Here is a 16,498-nt window from a genome sequence, read left to right as displayed (position 1 = left end):
GCTTGTCTCCTTGTTGTGGCCCTGTTTTTTTAGAGTTGCCCTGGCAGCAGGACAGCCCGCCGGGGTTGGCCTTGCTCGACGTGCAGGTACGCCTGCCCGGCCTGGCTGAGCGTAAAGGTCTTCACCGTGGGCGGGGCCAGCGCCGCCGCGCAATCGGCCAGTGCCTGCAAGGCCGAAGGGTTCGGGCGGAAAGTCGTCCACCCATAGCGCGCACCCTTCGGTATCTGGCCGCGTTTGCCACGCTTGCCAACCAGCGTGGCCACACCGCCTCCGAGCAGGCCCAGTCGGTCGAAGTTGCCAAGCAGCGGATGGACAGTGGTCGCGTGACCGGCTGCGTCGGGCGCCAGCCGTTGCAGCAGGTCCGCTTCGTCGTCCCAACTGGCGAAATTCAGGGTGGCGGCGAAATGCCGCGGCAGGCTCGCCAGCGATTGGCGGTGGCGATCGACGAGTTCGGCGGCGCCAGCGGCCAGGCAGGCATCGAGCCCTTTACGTCCGCCGACGGCGGTAACACTCGCTCCCAGCCTGTGCAGCAACCAGACCGCGATCTGGCCCAGGCCACCGGTTGCGCCGTGCACCAGCACGGGACGGCCGTTCACGGTCTCGCGGCAAATCCCGGCGTCGGCGAAGGCGCGCGTCACGGTCAGGAAGTTGTACGGTAGCGTCGCCAGGGTGGCGGCTGGGATAGACGACGGCCTGAGGCGAGCGTGCTCGGCGCGCATGGTGACATGGGTCGCATGCGTGCCCGCACTCGATGGCGGCTTGGCGCCGAACACGGCATCGCCTTCGCGCAGCCCGGTCACACCCCGACCCACCGCGTAGACCGTCCCGACAAAATCGTTACCGAGCACGAGCGGCATGCGCGCCGCGCCCATGAGAGAGAAAAGTCTGCTGCCGTAGCCACCGCGGCGGCGCACATCGATGGGATTGATCGCCGCTGCCTCCACTTGCACCACGATCTCGCCGTGGCGTGGCTGCGGGCATGGCGCCGAGCGCAGCCCCAACGCGACGGCATCGCCAAATCCGTCGATAGCGGCGATATAGCTGTGGTTCATGACGCCACCACCCGATTGCGCTGCTCGCCCAGGTCGATGGCGCCGTCGTCGGTGCGGATTGAAGCGGTCATGATGTCGCCTGGCTGCAGGTAAGCCGGGTTCGACAGGCCCTTCTTGATGAAGAGGCGCCACTTCGCGCTCTCGGACAGCAGATGCCGGAACGCCCACATGGCCAGCTTGCCAGGCGCACGGGCGGCGCAGCCGGCCGGCGTACCGGTCGCGATCAGATCGCCGGCTTGCAGGTCGTGCAAGGCGGACAGCTCGGAAAGCGTCTGGTGCGGCTTGAAGATCATGTCGCCGCAATGGGCGTCCTGACGGGGCTGCCCGTTAACATGCAGCTGCATACGGAACTCGGGCCAGCGCAGCCATTCCTGCGCGTCCAACAGCACCAGGAAGGGCCCGACCGGGCCGAAGCTGCGGTAGCTCTTGCCCTTATAAAACTGGGCCTGCGGCAGCTGGACGTCGCGCGCCGAAATGTCGTTGACGATGGTCACGCCAGCGAGAAACTCGTGCAGCTGGTCCGGCCCGACGCGGACCGCGCCGCTCAGCGGCTTGCGCACAACGAGACCGAGCTCGATTTCGTAGTCAAGCAGGCGCACATGCGCCGGCCGCACCACGTCGGCGTCGGCGGGCGCAAGGCAGGACGGGGCCTTGGTGAACAGTGTGTTGAAGCCGATCTTGTCGGGGTCCATGCCGGACTCACGCAAATGGCTGGCGTAGTTGGTGCCCTGGCACAGGAACTGGCGGTCAGATGTGACCGGCGGCAGCAGCGTGACGGCGTCGAGCGGCAGCGTGGCCTGGTCGGAGGTACTTCGCCACGCGGCTTCGAGGCCGTTCGCGACGAAGTCAGCGGTGCTGGTGGCGCCGCAAGACAGCGGCGCGATGCGGCGGTCGTGGACCACGCCCCAGCCGGGCTCGCCGCCGTGGAGATATCGGACGACTTTGACGGACATTTGCTTTCCTTGACGTGAGGGGGTTCGTACGGGAGCGCAGGCTCAGAGCCAGGGCCGCGCCTGGGTCATCGCGCGCCCAAGCAGCTTCAGCCGGGCAGCCGATAGCCGGCCGGCGCGCAGTAGCCGCGCAACCCGGAACACCGTGGCGAGATTGCGCTTGACGCCCATGCTGGCGGGGACGTCGTCGCCCCATGCCCAGATGCCGGACATTTCCAGCGGCACGTAGTGGGTTTCCCGGTCGGCGGTGAAGACATCGCCGTCGGTGTAGTGCTCGAATTCCATGCCATCCGGATCGAACCAGTAATCAAACAGCTGGCTGCCGAGGACATGGCGCCCAATACCCCACATATGGCGGTGGCCGTTCGCGCGCAGCACGTTGTGGCCCTGGCCGAGCGCGTCGAGGTCAAGCACTTCGTATGCGCTGTGCTCGTATTTCTCCTCGATGCCGCCGGCGAGCACCAGGGCGTGATGGTCCGCGGGCGTGCTGCCGAGGTCCAGGCGGAAGAAGCAGAGATTGGGCGACCCGTCTTCCAGATACTGGACATCGGTCGGGATCAGGCCGAGATGACGCATATACCAGCGCGCCATGCCGGGAAAGTCGACGGTCTGGAGCACGACGTGGCCGAGCTTGGCCACGGCTGCGGGCTCCAGCGGCGGCCGGACCGTAGCATTCACCCGCCGAAGCTGTCCCGGATCGTTGGTGAGCGAATGCAGCGGGTCCCGCAATGGCAGCGGGTCGAACGGCTGCTGGCCGGTCACCAGCCACAGCAAGTTCCCGGCGGGATCGGTCAGCTCGACGCCAGCGCCGCCGCCCGGAATCTCGTCGGCCGACAGGCGGCGCGCACTCGCGTTGGCCTCGAGGCGGACCAGGTCTGCCTCGCTGCGCACCGAAAAGGCCGCGCCGACATAGCGCGAGCGCTGGCCTGGCGTCGCCAGCATCAGGCACGGCTGGGGGCCGGCGCCGCGCATCAACAGCCGGCTGCCGGTGCGCGACACGCAGCGCATGCCGAAATCCGTCAGGAAGGTCTCCGTGGCGCGCAGGTCGCGCTTCTCGAACATCAGGAAGGCAAGCGCCTGGGCTTTGACCAGGGCTTCGGGCCGGTCGAGCTTTTGGACGAAGGCAGGCAGCGCGCTTTCGGGGAAAGCCGTTGGCGTGCGCAGCACGCCGCGGGGCGGGCGGGTCATGGCGTCTCCTGAATGGCCGGGCGCCGCCATAGGTGACACCCGATGTTTTGATGACATTATCGTCATCATGACGTTTAAGTCAATATAAAACGAGGAGACACTACTGATTCCGGTTTTCTACAGCGGGCCAACGGCTCCTGGATATAGAACTCCTTGCATCCCCCCAGATACTGTATATATTTACAGTAACTGTATGAATGAACAGTAGGAGCCCCGTCCATGGAACACCTGATCCGTGTGCAAAACGACTATGACCGCCAGGTGCTGGCTTGGCTGCGCGGGCGCATCGGCGATGCCGCGCTGCAGACCGCGGCGCTGCGCCTGGGCGGCCAGCGCAAGCCTTACCTGTCCACGATCTGCCGCAGCCTGGGCATTCGCCCGCCGAGCCGGCGCCAGTTCGCGGCCGAGGCGGCGCGCATGCACCGCGCGGTAGGCGACAGCTACCTGGCCCGCATCCGCGAAATCCTTGCCCAGCCGTCTGCCGAAGCCGCGCCGCGCCCGTAGGCAGTTGCCGATCACCGGCCACGCCGGCGCCGCGACCCGCGCGCCGGCCGTATCATGAAGCCCCGTTGCCATCACACGGCCCCGGGGCTTTTTTCCGCATCCTTGCCAAGGCCGATATGAGCGAACACCGCATCCCCACCGCCGCCCTGCACCAATGGGTGGTCGATCTCTGGATAGCCGCCGGCAGCAACGCGAGCGAAGCGCAACTGACGGCCGACCATCTGGTCGGCGCCAACCTGAGCGGGCATGACTCGCACGGCGTCGGCATGATCCCGCGCTACGTGCTGGCCTGGCAGGCCGACGAGCTGCAGTTGAACCAGCAAGTCAGCGTGCTGCACGATGCCGGCAGCATGCTGAGCCTGGACGGCAACCGCGGCATGGGCCAGGCGGTGACGGCGCAGGCAATGGAGATGGCCATCGGCCGCGCGCGCGAGCATGGCGTCTGCGTGATGGGCCTGCGGCAGTCGCACCACCTGGGTCGCGTGGGCCACTGGGCGGAGCTGGCCACCGCCGCAGGCATGATCTCGATCCACTTCGTCAACGTGCTGTCCAAGCCCATCGTGGCGCCGCACGGCGGCTACGACGCGCGCTACGGCACCAACCCGTTCACCATCGGCGTGCCGGTGGCGGGCGAGCCGCCGCTGGTGCTGGACTTTGCCACCAGCGCGATTGCGCTGGGCAAGGTGCGGGTGGCCCACAATAAGGGCGTGCCGGTCGCGCCCGGCTGCCTGCTCGACGCGCACGGCCAGCCCACCACCGATGCCGGTGTGATGTACCCGCCCGCCGGCACGCCGCAGGGCGCACTGCGGCCCTTCGGCGAGCACAAGGGCCACGTGCTGGCCGTGATGTGCGAGCTGCTGGGCGCCGCGGTCACCGGCGGCCATACCATCCGCCCCGAAACGCTGCGGCATGAGCATGCGGTCTGGAACAACATGCTGGCGATCGTGTTCGACCCGGCGGGCCTGGGCACCAGCACGTCGTTCGGGCATGAGGTGGCAACGTTTGCCGACTGGATGAAGGCCTCGCGGCTGCTGCCGGGCCAGGACGGCATCCGCCTGCCGGGCGAACCCGAGCGCGCCTGGCGCGCCGCCCGCGCCGGGCAGGTCCCGGTCGATGCCGGCACGCTGGCGCAACTTGACGACGCGGCCGCACGGGTCGCCGCGGCGGGCGCCGGTGCGCATCCGGCGCCGGGGCCGTTGTCTGCGCTGGCGTGCGACTGACTATCATCAGGGTATGCCCCGGCGCTGTGCACAAGGCACGCCCGGGCTGGCGCCCGACCACTACCGGACACTGACATGAGCAAAATCGGCTTTATCGGACTTGGCGTGATGGGCAAGCCCATGGTGCAGCACCTGGTCGACGGCGGGCATACAGTCTTCGCCCATACCCGCAGCGGCGTGCCACAAGACCTGCAGGATGCCGGCGTGAAGGCCTGCGCCAGCGCCGAGGACGTGGCGAAGCAGTCGGAAACCATCATCCTGATGCTGCCCGACACGCCCGACGTGGAGCGCGTGCTGTTTGGCGAGAAAGGGGTCGCCGACGGCCTTGCCGACACCGCGGGCGGCGTCACCGTGATCGACATGAGCTCGATCTCGCCGATCGCCACGCGCGAGTTCGCGCGCTGCATCGAGGCGATTGGCGCTGACTACGTCGACGCCCCGGTTTCAGGCGGCGAGGTCGGGGCCAAGGCGGGAACGCTGTCGATCATGGCCGGCGGCAAGCAGGAAGTATTCGACCGCGTGCTGCCGATCCTGCAGCTGATGGGCAAGACCATCACGCGCGTGGGCGCGGCCGGCGACGGCCAGGTGGCCAAGGTCGCCAACCAGGTGATCGTGGCGCTGACCATCGAGGCGGTCAGCGAGGCCCTGGTGCTGGCCGCCCGCGCCGGCGCCGATCCCGCGCGCGTGCGCGAGGCGCTGATGGGCGGCTTTGCCAGTTCGCGCATCCTGGAAGTGCACGGCGAACGCATGGTCAAGCGCACCTTCGACCCGGGCTTCCGCATCGCGCTGCACCAGAAGGACCTGGACCTGGCGCTGTCCACCGCGCGCCAGCTTGGCGTGGGCCTGCCCAATACGGCGTCGTGCCAGCAGTTGTTCAATGTGTGCAGCGGGCTGGGCGGCGCGGGCTGGGATCATTCCGGCCTGGTCCGGGCGATCGAGCACCTGTCCTCGTTCGCCATCGGCGACGAGCCGCCCGCGGGCTAAACCACACTGCCCCACTGTCGCCCGCCCCATGCCGCGCGCGAACACCGCCCTGCTGACGGCGCTGGCGATGCTGGCGTTTGCCGGCAATTCCCTGCTGTGCCGGCTGGCGCTGAAAGGCACCACCATCGACGCGGGGACGTTCACCCTGGCGCGGGTGGCGGCCGCGGCGGCGGTGCTGTGGCTCATCGTGATGGCGCGGCGGCAGGTGAGCCACGCCGGTGTACGTGGGATTTCGCTGGGCGGCAACTGGGCTTCCGCGCTGGCCCTGTTCTGCTATGCGGCGGCGTTCTCATTCGCGTATGAGCGCCTGAGCGCGGGCACCGGGGCGCTGCTGCTGTTCGCCGCGGTGCAGGCCACCATGGTTGGCTATGGCCTCTATGCCGGGGAGCCGCTGCGCGCGCAGCAGTGGAGCGGCCTGGCACTGGCACTGGCCGGCCTGGTCTGGCTGATGCTCCCGAGCCTGGCCACGCCGCCACTGGCCTCATCGCTGCTGATGATCGCGGCGGGCATCGCCTGGGGCGTCTATTCGCTGCGTGGCAAGCGTGCCGCGGATCCGGTCGAGACCACCGCCGGCAACTTCGTGCGCGCCGTGCCCATGGCCCTGGCGCTCGGTGCGGCCGTCCACGCACAGCGCTCGCTGGACGGCACGGGACTTGCCTACGCGGGGCTATCTGGCGCCATCACCTCCGGGCTCGGCTATGTCATCTGGTACACCGCGGTGCCGCAGCTCAGGGCGGCCACCGCCGCAACGGTTCAACTGAGCGTGCCGGTCATCACCGCAGTGGGCGGCATCGCACTGCTCGGCGAAGCGCTGACCTTGCGGCTAGCACTGAGCGCGGCGGCGGTACTGGGCGGCATTGCGCTGGTGATCACGGGCAAGCGCGATGAAGTCGGCCAGCGTACCGTCGATCAGCACCGTGCCGCAGGGGGCACGCATGAATGACAACGGCCCGCGCCAGGGGCACGGGCCGTTGTCTGGCAGCAGTGAGTCGGGCCAGCCGTTGCTTACATCTTCTGCTTGGTGGTTTCCGCCGCGCCCTGCACCTTCTCGCCGCCGCGTTCGATATCCTTGCCCGCGCCCGCCATGGTGTTGCAACCCGTGACCAGCAGCACGCCAGCGAGCGCAAACAGTGCGTATAGCCTTCTCATGATGATCTCCTTGCTTCGTGTGGATGCGGCATGTGCCGCCAGGATGGAATCGCGTGGAATAGCTTGACCGGGCAGCCGCTTGCCCAACCGGCAATTGGATCGTAGCAACCCGGGCCAGCGTGAAAAGTCGGCTTTCGTCCTACCGCGATGTCAGCAGAATGCGCGACATGCCACCACCACATGCTGCACCATCACGGTGCCGCCGCCATGGCCCCGAATATGCTTGTAGGACAGCCACCGATACCCCGCGCACCGGTATCGCTTAACAATGCAGAGTGTCACTGCCAGCCATCCCGGAGACCACCATGACGTCACGCAGCATCCACGTGCTTCCCGCCGCGACCGGCGACACCGATTACGCCAGCGAAGGCGGATGGGCGCTGACGATCGAAGGCATGGGAAGCGGCGCCGACGACGCGGCGCTGCACTTCCCGACCCAGGAAGCCGCTATTGCAGCCGGCTGGATGCGCGCCCGCGAAGACGGGGTGCCGCTGTGCATCCACGGCCGTGACGGCCTGGTGCGTGAGCGCAAGATCTACTGCCGCGATACGCGCAGCAATATCCGCCTCGGCCACTAGCCGGCGCAGGCCGGCCTCGACGGATCAACCCGCCGGTCGCCCCATCATTTCTCTCCGCGCCCGCTGTGCAGGCGGGCCGCAATGGTTCATTGCGCGAAATGCATTGAGTCAGCTCAAGTGCCGCGCATCCGCTGCTGAAAATCACGGGTCCACCGCCAATACTGGAGACAGGCAGAACGCCGCTATCCAGAATCAACCGAGACCCGCGATGCGCCTCCTCCCCAGATACTGTCCGCTGGACATCTATCCCGACCCGCTTGACGCCAGGGTTGCCGAATTGCACGCGATTGCCGAAGACGTCCAGGCCAGGCATGCGCGCAAGTGGCGCCGGCATGGCACGATGCTGACGCCGCGTGACGGCACGGATCGCAGATTTCCGACTGGCGATCCGGAAACGCGCCACTAATGTCCTATCCCGGCGAGTTTTCTTTCCACTGCTAGGAAATGTGAACAAGTGTCATATCCGGTTGGCAAGGTCATGACCCCTGCGAAAGAATGGGTACCCGTATGCGGCAGGCCCGATCGGCGGGTCCGCCGCTGCACCATTTTCCTGACGCAGCGAAATGAATCGAACCACCCGGGATTGCGTGATGGCGTTGATTTCCAGCCTGCGTGCCAAGGGGCCCATGCCCCGGCACCGGCTTGCCGCCGCCAGCCGCCTGAGCGCGGCGGAACTGACCCGCGCGCTCAAATCCGCCCGCCAGATGGGCGTTGTCGCGTACGAAGGCGAACCTGACTCGCCGCCTGAAGCCGATACCCGGCTTGTCCTGACTGGCCGGCCCTTGCCACCCCCACGGCGCGTGACGCCCGCTCCGCGCGACAACACGCCGCACTTTGAGCCGCTGCTGGACGTCTGGGGCATTGCCCGCCCTGCCGCGCTGCCGCGCGGCCACGCTTCGTAGCGGTCCGCACCCCTGCGGCACGCCGGACGCCTCCGCGCGCCCTTCTTACAAAGGCAGGTAAAGCGCACACGCATCGCCCACGCGCCAGCCCTGCCCGGGCTCGCCCTACCTGTCAGGGCCTTCGGCTGCACGCTGCGCCCGCAGCCGCGCCACGCCGGTATGGAACTTGCGCGAAGCTTCAGGCTATAGCTCTCCCAAAGCGTGCGCCATGAGGCAAGACAACCCGCCCGGCACCACGGCGTCCCCTGCGCCGGCACCACCGCATGATCTCCAGTCGCCCGGCTCCCTGCTTGAGCCCGGGCGCAACTGCTGGCGCGTCGAATCCTGCCGGCGCTTTGCCATGCTGGTTGATGGCGACGCCTATTTCCGCGCGCTGCGCGAGGCGTTGCCGCGTGCCGAGCACACCATCTTCATCCTTGGCTGGGACATCGACAGCCGCATGGAACTGGTGCCCGACGGCGCGCACGATGGCCTGCCGCCAGGCTTGCGCGACTTTCTCTGTGCACTGGCGGATCGGCGCCCCAACCTGCGCATCTACATCCTGAGCTGGGACTACGCCATGGTGATGGCGATGGAGCGCGAATGGCTGCCGTCGGCCAGCGCGCACTGGCAGGCCCACCGGCACCTGTCGTTCCGGCTGGACGGCAACCACCCGCCAGGGGCATCGCACCACCAGAAGGTGGTAGTGCTCGACAACAAGGTCGCCTTTGTCGGCGGGCTGGACCTGACCCTGCGCCGCTGGGATGACAGCCACCATGCGCCCGTTGCCCCGCTGCGCATCGCCGAAGGCAAGCCCTACCCGCCCTTCCATGACGTGCAGTGCGCGCTCGACGGCCAGGCCGCCGCCGCGCTCGGCAAGCTGTGTGCGGACCGGTGGCTGCGCGCCAGCGGCAGCCACGCACGCCCCGTCGCGGCCACGTCATCGGACCCATGGCCGCCCAACCTTGCGCCCGAACTGACGGATGTGCGGGTGGGCATCGCCCGCACCATGCCCAGCTGCGAGGACGAGCCCGGCGTCGGCGAGATCCGCGTGCTGCTGCGCGACGCCATTGCCTCCGCCCGGCACAGCATCTACATGGAAAACCAGTACTTCAGCTCGGGCGAAATCGCCAAGGCGCTGGCGGCGCGGCTCGGGCACCAAGACGGCCCGGATATCGTGCTGGTGTCGCGGCGCAACGAGAGCGGCTGGCTGGAGGCGCACAGCATGGGCGTACTGCGGGCTCGCCTCTACCGCCGCCTGCACGCGGCCGACAAGTACGAGCGCTTCCGCCTGTACTGTCCGACCATCCCCGGCCTGATGCCTGCATGCGTCAACGTCCACAGCAAGGTGACGGTGATCGACGACGACTTCATCACCATCGGTTCGTCCAACCTCAGCAACCGCTCGCTGGGGCTGGATACCGAGTGCAATATCGTGGTGGTGTCGGAGGGCGACCCGCGCGTGCAGCGTGCCATCGCGTCCATGCGCGCGCGCCTGCTGGGCGAACACCTGGACGTCACGCCCGAGATCCTCCAGGCCGAGGTGGCAGCCACGCGCAGCGTGCTCGGCGCCATCCGCGACCTGCAACGCAGCGACGGGCGCTCGCTGGAAGACTTCGCGCCGCCGCTGCCGGACGATGTCGATGCCGCCTCGCCGGCGGCCAACCTGCTGGACCCGATCGAGCCGATCGACAGCGACCAGGTGCTGGCCGAATTCGTCAGCCATGAGGCGCGCCCGCGCGTGCTGGGGCGCGTGGGCATGATGGTGGCGCTGACGCTGCTGATGGCCGGGCTGGCCTTTGCGTGGCGCCATACGCCGCTGCGCGAATGGGCAGACTTCCGTGCGCTGCTTGCCGTGATCGAGCGCGTGGACGAGATGCCGCTGGCACCGCTGGCCATGATGGGCGTCTACCTGGCCGGCGCCATGACGATGCTGCCCGTGACACTGCTGATCCTGGTGACGGTGGTCGTGTTCGGCCCGCTCTACGGCGCCGTGCTGGCCCTGTGCGGCACGGTGCTGAGCACCGGCGCGGGCTACCTGGCCGGACGGCTGCTGGGACGCAATGCCGTGCGCCGCTTTGGCGGCAGGGGGCTGAATCGCGTGAGCCACCAGTTGGGCAAGCATGGCGTGGTGGCGATGGTGGTGCTTCGGCTGATGCCGATCGCACCGTTCTCGCTGGTCAACCTGGTGGTCGGCGCCTCGCGCATCAGCCTGCGCGATTGCCTGATCGGCACCGCGCTGGGCATGCTGCCGGGCATCGTGGTCAGTGCCTTGCTGGTGAATCGCGTCGCCGCGGCGGCGCATGATCCCGGGCTGGTCACCTTCGCCTTGCTGGCGCTGGTGCTGCTGGTGCCGGGGTCGCTATTGGTATTGCTGCGCCGCCGGCGCCGGCGCAATGTCGCGCGGCACGGCAGCGGCCGCAACGACGACCCGCCCGGCCCCGGCAGCCGCCTGTCGGGGCTGGCCCGCATGGCGGCGGAGCGCGCCTGAGCACGGCGCGCCGCGCGCTCCCGGAGCGCTACCGCTGGCGGCGATAGCTGGCGTTCATGATCTGCGTCCACTCGCCGTTCTCGCCCTGCATGTAGGACACCAGCTCGCGGTGGTCGTCGTCCTTGAGGGTGATCACGTCGCGGTACCGGGCAATGCGCCCGTTGCCCGAACAGTCCGGGCCCTCGGCACGCAGCGTCAGTTGCTGGCCGCCGGCGTCGAGGTCGCCTTCATAGATCCAAAGGTGGGTCATCATCGAGCCGATAAAGGTCCCGACAAAATGCTTGCGCGCCGGGTCGTAACCCAGCGTCATGACCGTGGTGGACGGTCCGCAACCAGGCATGTCGCCCTGCGTCACGCATTGCACCCAGACATCGCCGACGCTGCTCACCCGCTCCGGGATCTCCCACTTCTGCACCGGCTGGTCCGGTCCCATCGCTGCCTCGCCTTCGGCAATCCAGTTGCCCACCAGTCGTTGCAGCCAGCGGTGCTCCTTCTGTGCTTCGGTCTTCATTCGCTGTCTCCCAGGCGTTTCAAACCAGCATTTGTGGATGCCGTACACATACACTAGCAAACGAGATGGACAGTGTCCACATTAAATTTTCAAGGGTCGTCCGAATGGCCGAAAGATCCGGGTGAACGAAGGTTATTGCGGTAGCCGCAGCTTGGGCACGAGGAACTGGTTGCCCGGTCCACGCTGCACGTCACACTGGACCATGGCGACGCGCACCGCGCCGTCCTGCGCCAGGTATTCAACATCGGCCACCACGCTGTAGGCGCCCTTGTCGACATCGCGGGTCGTCGCGCTGACCCACTTGAAGCTGCCTGGATTGGGCAACGCCGCCTTGACGGCCTTCTTGCAGGCGGCCTCAGGAGCCGCCACCTTGCCATGCGGCTTGGTCGCCTCGGCTTTTGCGGCTGCGAGCGCCACCGGCGCGCCTGCGGCTGACAATACCAGCACCAGCGCGGTGGACAAGGAACGTGGGGAAAGCGGCGAAAGCATCGTGGACTCCTGCGACGGGGCGGCGCGGGACAGCGCCACCCTGGCGCCGGCCCCGATGCAGTTCAGGCCACGGCGCGCGCACAAAAGTTCCCTTGCCGCCACTGCCGGCGGCGCTAGCGCCGCACGCAGGCCTTGTAGGTGAACTTGTCGCCACGGAACACGAATTCCGAAAACGCCAGCGGCTTGTCGTCGATATCGTGCGGCGTAAAGCGAACGCGCAGCAGCGGCTCGCCCGGCTCCACCTTCAGCCGGCGCGCGGCTTCCACCGTGGCGGGGATCGCCGCGCTTTCCGTATGCAGGTACTTGAGGCGATAGCCCAGGCGGGCCTCCACGATCATCATCGCATCGTGGTTTTCCAGGTCGTGCTCCAGGATGGCGCGCATCAGGGGTTCGGGCGCCATCGTCATGCCGACCGCCACCGGCGTGCCGGCCACGGACTTGAGCGTGGTCACGCACAGCAGCCTGGTTCCCGGCGGCAGGCGCAGCGCATCGGTGGCGATGGCCGGCGCCGCAATCAGCCGGGTCGACAGCAGCTTGCCGTGCGCTTCGTACCCGCGCGCGCGCATGTGGTCGAAGAAGCCGGTCAAGGGCCCCAGGTCCGCCTGCGCCGCCGGACGGCTGACAAAGCTGCCCTTGCCGTGGACCGTTTCGATCAGCCCCTCCGCAAGCAGCGACGCCAGCGACTGGCGCACGGTGATGCGGCTGACGCCGAACTCGGCCATCAGCTCGGCCTCCGACGGCAGCTTGATGCCCGGCGTCCATTCGTTGTTGACGATGCGCTGGCGCAGCGCGGCTTCGATCTGCTTGAAGCGAGGCAGGGAACTTGTTGTCACGAGATTGGCGGTGTTCATGGGGTGGCCCATGCGGGCATCTACTTATCATAACAACGTTGACTCATCATAACATGTCATGACAACATGTTCCGACACAGCCATGACAAGAATCGCGGCGCCAGCGCGGGTGTGACGATACGTGACGGCGTACGCATACGGAGACAACCGATGCCAGACCTCAGCGCCCTGTTGCAGCCGCGCACTATCGCCGTGATCGGCGCCTCCACCCAGCCCGACAAGGTGGGCGGCATGCCGGTGCGGCTGCTGAGCGAGCTGGGCTACGCCGGGCACATCATCCCCGTCCATGCCACGGCCAGGGAAGTCCAGGGTCTTCCCGCGGTGCCTTCGCTGGACGCACTGGACGCGCCGGTCGACCTGGCCATCGTGGCCCTGCCGGTCAGCGCCAGCCTCGACGCCATGCGACAGTTGGCGTGCAATGGCACGCGCGCCGCGGTGGTCTTTACCTCGGGCTTTGCCGAAACCGGCGGCGACGGCATCGCCATGCAGGCCGAGCTGGCGGCGCTGGCGCAGGCGCATGGCATCACGCTGCTGGGGCCGAACTGCCTGGGCGCGATGAACCCGCGCGAGCGCGTGTTCGCCACCTTCTCGCCGATCCCGCTGACGGGGCTGCCGCCGGTGGGCGATGTCGGCCTGGTCAGCCAGAGCGGGGCCTTTGGCGCCTATGCCTTCGCGCTGGCGCGCGAGGCGTCGCTGGGGCTGAGCCACTGGGTCACCACCGGCAACGAAGCCGGCCTGCACGTGGCCGACGTGATCGAATGGCTGGCCCGCGACGATGCCACCCGCGTGATCCTGGCCTATCTGGAAGGCTGCCGCGACGGCGACCGCCTGCGCCGCGCGCTGGCGGCGGCACGCGCGGCCGGCAAGCCGGTGGTGGTGACCAAGGTCGGCACCACCGAAGCCGGGGCCCGCTCGGCCCAGTCGCATACCGCCAGCCTAGCCGGCGAGGACGCGGTCTACCAGGCGGTCTTCGACGAGTACGGCGTATTCCGCGCCAACACACTGGATGATTTCTTCAGGCTCGGCTACGTGCTGTCGCGCGGACGCCGCCCGACGCGCTGGCAGCCCTCGGCAAAGGAGCCGGCCAATGCCGTCACGCCGGTGGCGCTGGTCACCGTCTCAGGCGGCGTTGGCATCATGATGGCCGACCAGGCCGAGTCGCTGGACCTGCCAATGCCGCCAATGCCGGAAGACGCTGCCGCTGCGCTGTGCAGTGCAATTCCGTTCGCCAGCACCGCCAATCCCATCGACGTCACCGGCCAGGTGGTGGCGCAGCCGGCGGTGTTGCTGGATGCCATTGCCGCCACGGCGCAATGCCCCGACTACGGCAGCGTCGTTGCCTTCCTTGCGGGCGGCGTCGGTGCGCCGCGCATCTGGCCTGGGCTGCAGGAAACCGTTGACACGCTCCATCGCAGCGGCACCGCGGCGCCGCTGCTGTTCAGCGGGCTGGTTGATGACGACAAGCGCCGTTGGCTGGAAGCGCGTGGCGCACTGGTGTTCCGCGAGCCTGCGCAGGCGGTGCAGGCCGTGGCAGTGCTGGCCCGGGCCGCGGCGCAGGCAGCGAGCGCGCAACCGGAACCCGCCCCAGCCACGGCCGCCCTGCCCGTCCCTGACGTTCCGCCCGAAGCCACGTCCCTGTCCGAGTTTGAAGCCATGCAATGGCTTGCCGCCTGCGGCATCCCCAGCGCGCCGCACGGCCTGGCGCGCGATGCCGACGAGGCCGTGCGCATCGCCGAATCGATCGGCTATCCGGTCGCCATCAAGCTGTGCTCGCCCGACATCCTGCACAAGAGCGATGTGGGCGGCGTGGTGCTGAACGTGATAAGCGCGCAAGCGGCACGTGCGGCGTTTGCGCAAGTGCAGGCCGCCGCGGCAGACCATGGCACGCCCGCACGCTTTGACGGCGCGCTGGTCGCGCGCATGGTGCGCGGCTGGGGCGAGCTGATGGTGGGCGTGCGGCGCGATCCGGTGTTCGGACTGGTGGCGCTGGCCGGCATCGGCGGCACGGCAGTGGAGATCTTCCGCCAGACCGCGTTTGGCCTGGCCCCGCTGACCCATGCCCGCGCGCGCACCATGCTGCGCGCAAGCCGTGCGCAGGCGCTGCTGTCGGGCCATCGCGGCCATCCGGCGATCGATGCCGACGCCGTGGCCGAGGTGCTGGTGCGCGTATCGCAGGCCGCGGCCACGCTCGGCCCGCGGCTGGACACGCTCGAGATCAATCCATTGATCGTCACCGCCCAGGGCGTGATCGCGGCCGATGCCGTGGTGACCTTGCACGCGACGGACAAGCCCAGCCACTAAGCACACAAAACCGACGGAGACAACGCGATGAACCAACCCACTGCGCCCTTCCTTGCCGGCGCGCCCATCGACACGCCCCAAGAAGCCCTGACGCTCGCGGCAGCGCTGCCGCTGGTGCTGGCCACCTATCCGCTGTTTGAAAGCCTGCGCACCTGCCGGCTGCAAACGTCCGTCGCGCAAGCCACCGGCTACGGGCGCGCGCCCGTCAACACGCTGTCGGCCAGCACGCAGCCGTGGACGCACCTGGACCGCGACATCGTCACGCCGGCCAATGACCTGCTCTACTTCTGCGCCTGGATCAACCTGGCCGACGGCCCGGTCACGCTGCACGTGCCGGCGCTGCCGGACGCGAACCGCTACTACGTGGTGGAGTTGCTGGACGCCTGGACCAACAACTTCGAGAACCTGGGCCCGCGCAACGTGCCGGCCACAGGCGCTGACATCGTGCTGGCCGGCCCCGGCCAGCACGCAGAAGGGCCGCACGTGGTGCGTTGCCCGACGTCGCTGGTGTGGATGCTGGGCCGCGTGCTGGTGACCGGCACTGACGACCTGCCGGCATCCAGCGCCTTCGAGAACGGCTTCCGCCTGTCTGGCGGCACACGCCATCAGCCCGCGTGCGTGCGCGACTGGCAGGACGGCGGCGAGCCGGCGCTGGACTTCTTCGCCAATATCTTCAACGCGCTGCGCGAGTATCCGGCGGAGCCTTCCGCGGCTGGCCTGCTGTCGCTGCTGCGCAAATGCGGCATCCGCGCCGGCGAGCCCGTCGACGTGGGCGCGCTGCGGCCCGCAGTGCAGCAAGGCCTGGTCCGCGCCTGGCGCGAAGGCATGGCGCTGATCGAGGCCAATACCCGCAGCCATGCGCGCAAGAGCTGGACCTATAGCCTGGTGCTGGGCCGCTATGGCGATGACTGGATGCAGCGTGCCGTCACAGCCATGAAGGGCCTGGGCGCGCTGCGCGCGGACGAGGCCGTCTATGCTGCCGCCGACTATGACGCCGACGGCGAACTGCTGCACGGCCGCGAAGCCTACGCCCTGCATTTCCCGGCTGGACACCTGCCGCCGGCGCAGGCGTTCTGGTCGGTATCGCTCTACGGGGCCGACCGCTTCTTCACCGACAACGCCATCGGCCGCTACGCGCTGGGCGACCGCAGCCCCGGGCTGCAATACGATGCCGATGGCGGCCTCACGCTGACCATCTCGCACCAGCGCCCGGCACAGGCGCAGCAAAACTGGCTGCCGGCACCGGACGCCCCCTTCTACCTGATCCTGCGCCTTTACCATCCCACCGACGGCTTCATCGCCGGCGACTACGTCATCCCGCCGCTGCGACGCGTCGCCTGAAGGAGCCA

17 protein-coding genes are annotated in these 16,498 nt (G+C 68.4%); 10 read left to right on the top strand and 7 right to left on the bottom strand.

Annotated features, from left to right (window positions below):
• Nucleotides 1-29: 29 nt before the first annotated feature.
• From DN412_RS05285 to DN412_RS05275, 3 genes are read right to left on the bottom strand one after another with little or no spacing between them, the layout of a single operon-like run.
• A complete protein-coding gene (locus tag DN412_RS05285) occupies nt 30-1,052 on the bottom strand; it encodes an alcohol dehydrogenase catalytic domain-containing protein (protein ID WP_115013543.1) in 1,023 nt (340 codons plus the stop codon).
• Nucleotides 1,049-2,005, bottom strand: a complete 957-nt coding sequence (locus DN412_RS05280; RefSeq protein ID WP_115013542.1) for a fumarylacetoacetate hydrolase family protein — start codon at nt 2,003-2,005, stop codon at nt 1,049-1,051. The genes DN412_RS05285 and DN412_RS05280 overlap by 4 nt, the downstream gene beginning before the upstream one ends.
• Before the next feature lie 42 nt (nt 2,006-2,047).
• Complete coding sequence (locus DN412_RS05275) at nt 2,048-3,190, bottom strand: VOC family protein (RefSeq protein WP_115013541.1); 1,143 nt, start codon at nt 3,188-3,190, stop codon at nt 2,048-2,050.
• A 219-nt stretch (nt 3,191-3,409) separates the two neighbouring features.
• Between DN412_RS05275 and DN412_RS05270 the strand changes: the two genes are divergently transcribed.
• The 4 genes from DN412_RS05270 to DN412_RS05255 all read left to right on the top strand — a co-directional run bounded on the left by DN412_RS05270 (nt 3,410) and on the right by DN412_RS05255 (nt 6,841).
• Nucleotides 3,410-3,694: a CppA family protein gene (locus DN412_RS05270; RefSeq protein ID WP_115013540.1), complete on the top strand. Its 285-nt coding sequence runs from the start codon at nt 3,410-3,412 to the stop codon at nt 3,692-3,694.
• A 116-nt stretch (nt 3,695-3,810) separates the two neighbouring features.
• Nucleotides 3,811-4,914, top strand: a complete 1,104-nt coding sequence (locus DN412_RS05265) for a malate/lactate/ureidoglycolate dehydrogenase (RefSeq protein ID WP_115013539.1) — start codon at nt 3,811-3,813, stop codon at nt 4,912-4,914.
• Between the two features lie 75 nt (nt 4,915-4,989).
• Nucleotides 4,990-5,898, top strand: a complete 909-nt coding sequence (locus tag DN412_RS05260; protein ID WP_115013538.1) for a 2-hydroxy-3-oxopropionate reductase — start codon at nt 4,990-4,992, stop codon at nt 5,896-5,898.
• Between the two features lie 28 nt (nt 5,899-5,926).
• Complete coding sequence (locus tag DN412_RS05255; RefSeq protein WP_115013537.1) at nt 5,927-6,841, top strand: DMT family transporter; 915 nt, start codon at nt 5,927-5,929, stop codon at nt 6,839-6,841.
• A 62-nt stretch (nt 6,842-6,903) separates the two neighbouring features.
• On the opposite strand, the gene DN412_RS05250 is transcribed toward DN412_RS05255, so the two are convergent.
• Entirely contained in the window at nt 6,904-7,047 is a 144-nt protein-coding gene (locus tag DN412_RS05250) for an entericidin A/B family lipoprotein (protein ID WP_115013536.1), read from the bottom strand.
• Between the two features lie 305 nt (nt 7,048-7,352).
• On the opposite strand from DN412_RS05250, the gene DN412_RS05245 reads away from it, so the two are divergent.
• From DN412_RS05245 to DN412_RS05230, 4 genes are all read left to right on the top strand, one after another.
• Nucleotides 7,353-7,625, top strand: a complete 273-nt coding sequence (locus DN412_RS05245; RefSeq protein ID WP_115013535.1) for a DUF2188 domain-containing protein — start codon at nt 7,353-7,355, stop codon at nt 7,623-7,625.
• A gap of 208 nt (nt 7,626-7,833) precedes the next feature.
• A complete protein-coding gene (locus DN412_RS05240; RefSeq protein WP_115013534.1) occupies nt 7,834-8,031 on the top strand; it encodes a hypothetical protein in 198 nt (65 codons plus the stop codon).
• A 157-nt stretch (nt 8,032-8,188) separates the two neighbouring features.
• The gene (locus DN412_RS05235; protein ID WP_425267399.1) at nt 8,189-8,527 is read left to right on the top strand and encodes a hypothetical protein; all 339 of its coding nucleotides are present in this window, start codon (nt 8,189-8,191) and stop codon (nt 8,525-8,527) included.
• A gap of 208 nt (nt 8,528-8,735) precedes the next feature.
• Nucleotides 8,736-10,997, top strand: a complete 2,262-nt coding sequence (locus tag DN412_RS05230) for a VTT domain-containing protein (RefSeq protein WP_115013532.1) — start codon at nt 8,736-8,738, stop codon at nt 10,995-10,997.
• 28 nt (nt 10,998-11,025) lie between these two features.
• On the opposite strand, the gene DN412_RS05225 is transcribed toward DN412_RS05230, so the two are convergent.
• From DN412_RS05225 to DN412_RS05215, 3 genes are all read right to left on the bottom strand, one after another.
• Complete coding sequence (locus tag DN412_RS05225) at nt 11,026-11,508, bottom strand: DUF1579 domain-containing protein (protein WP_115013531.1); 483 nt, start codon at nt 11,506-11,508, stop codon at nt 11,026-11,028.
• Between the two features lie 132 nt (nt 11,509-11,640).
• Nucleotides 11,641-11,997 (bottom strand): DUF2880 domain-containing protein, encoded by a 357-nt coding sequence (locus DN412_RS05220; protein ID WP_115013714.1) that lies wholly within the window; start codon nt 11,995-11,997, stop codon nt 11,641-11,643.
• A gap of 113 nt (nt 11,998-12,110) precedes the next feature.
• Complete coding sequence (locus DN412_RS05215) at nt 12,111-12,848, bottom strand: GntR family transcriptional regulator (protein WP_115013713.1); 738 nt, start codon at nt 12,846-12,848, stop codon at nt 12,111-12,113.
• A 150-nt stretch (nt 12,849-12,998) separates the two neighbouring features.
• On the opposite strand from DN412_RS05215, the gene DN412_RS05210 reads away from it, so the two are divergent.
• Nucleotides 12,999-15,149, top strand: coding sequence for an acetate--CoA ligase family protein (locus tag DN412_RS05210; protein WP_115013530.1), 2,151 nt, complete (start codon nt 12,999-13,001; stop codon nt 15,147-15,149).
• 27 nt (nt 15,150-15,176) lie between these two features.
• The gene (locus DN412_RS05205; RefSeq protein WP_115013529.1) at nt 15,177-16,490 is read left to right on the top strand and encodes a DUF1254 domain-containing protein; all 1,314 of its coding nucleotides are present in this window, start codon (nt 15,177-15,179) and stop codon (nt 16,488-16,490) included.
• The last annotated feature ends 8 nt before the right edge of the window (nt 16,491-16,498 follow it).

It is taken from the genome of Cupriavidus lacunae (genome assembly GCF_003353055.1).
Taxonomy (GTDB): domain Bacteria; phylum Pseudomonadota; class Gammaproteobacteria; order Burkholderiales; family Burkholderiaceae; genus Cupriavidus; species Cupriavidus lacunae.
This window is presented reverse-complemented; position numbering and strand designations above follow the sequence as displayed.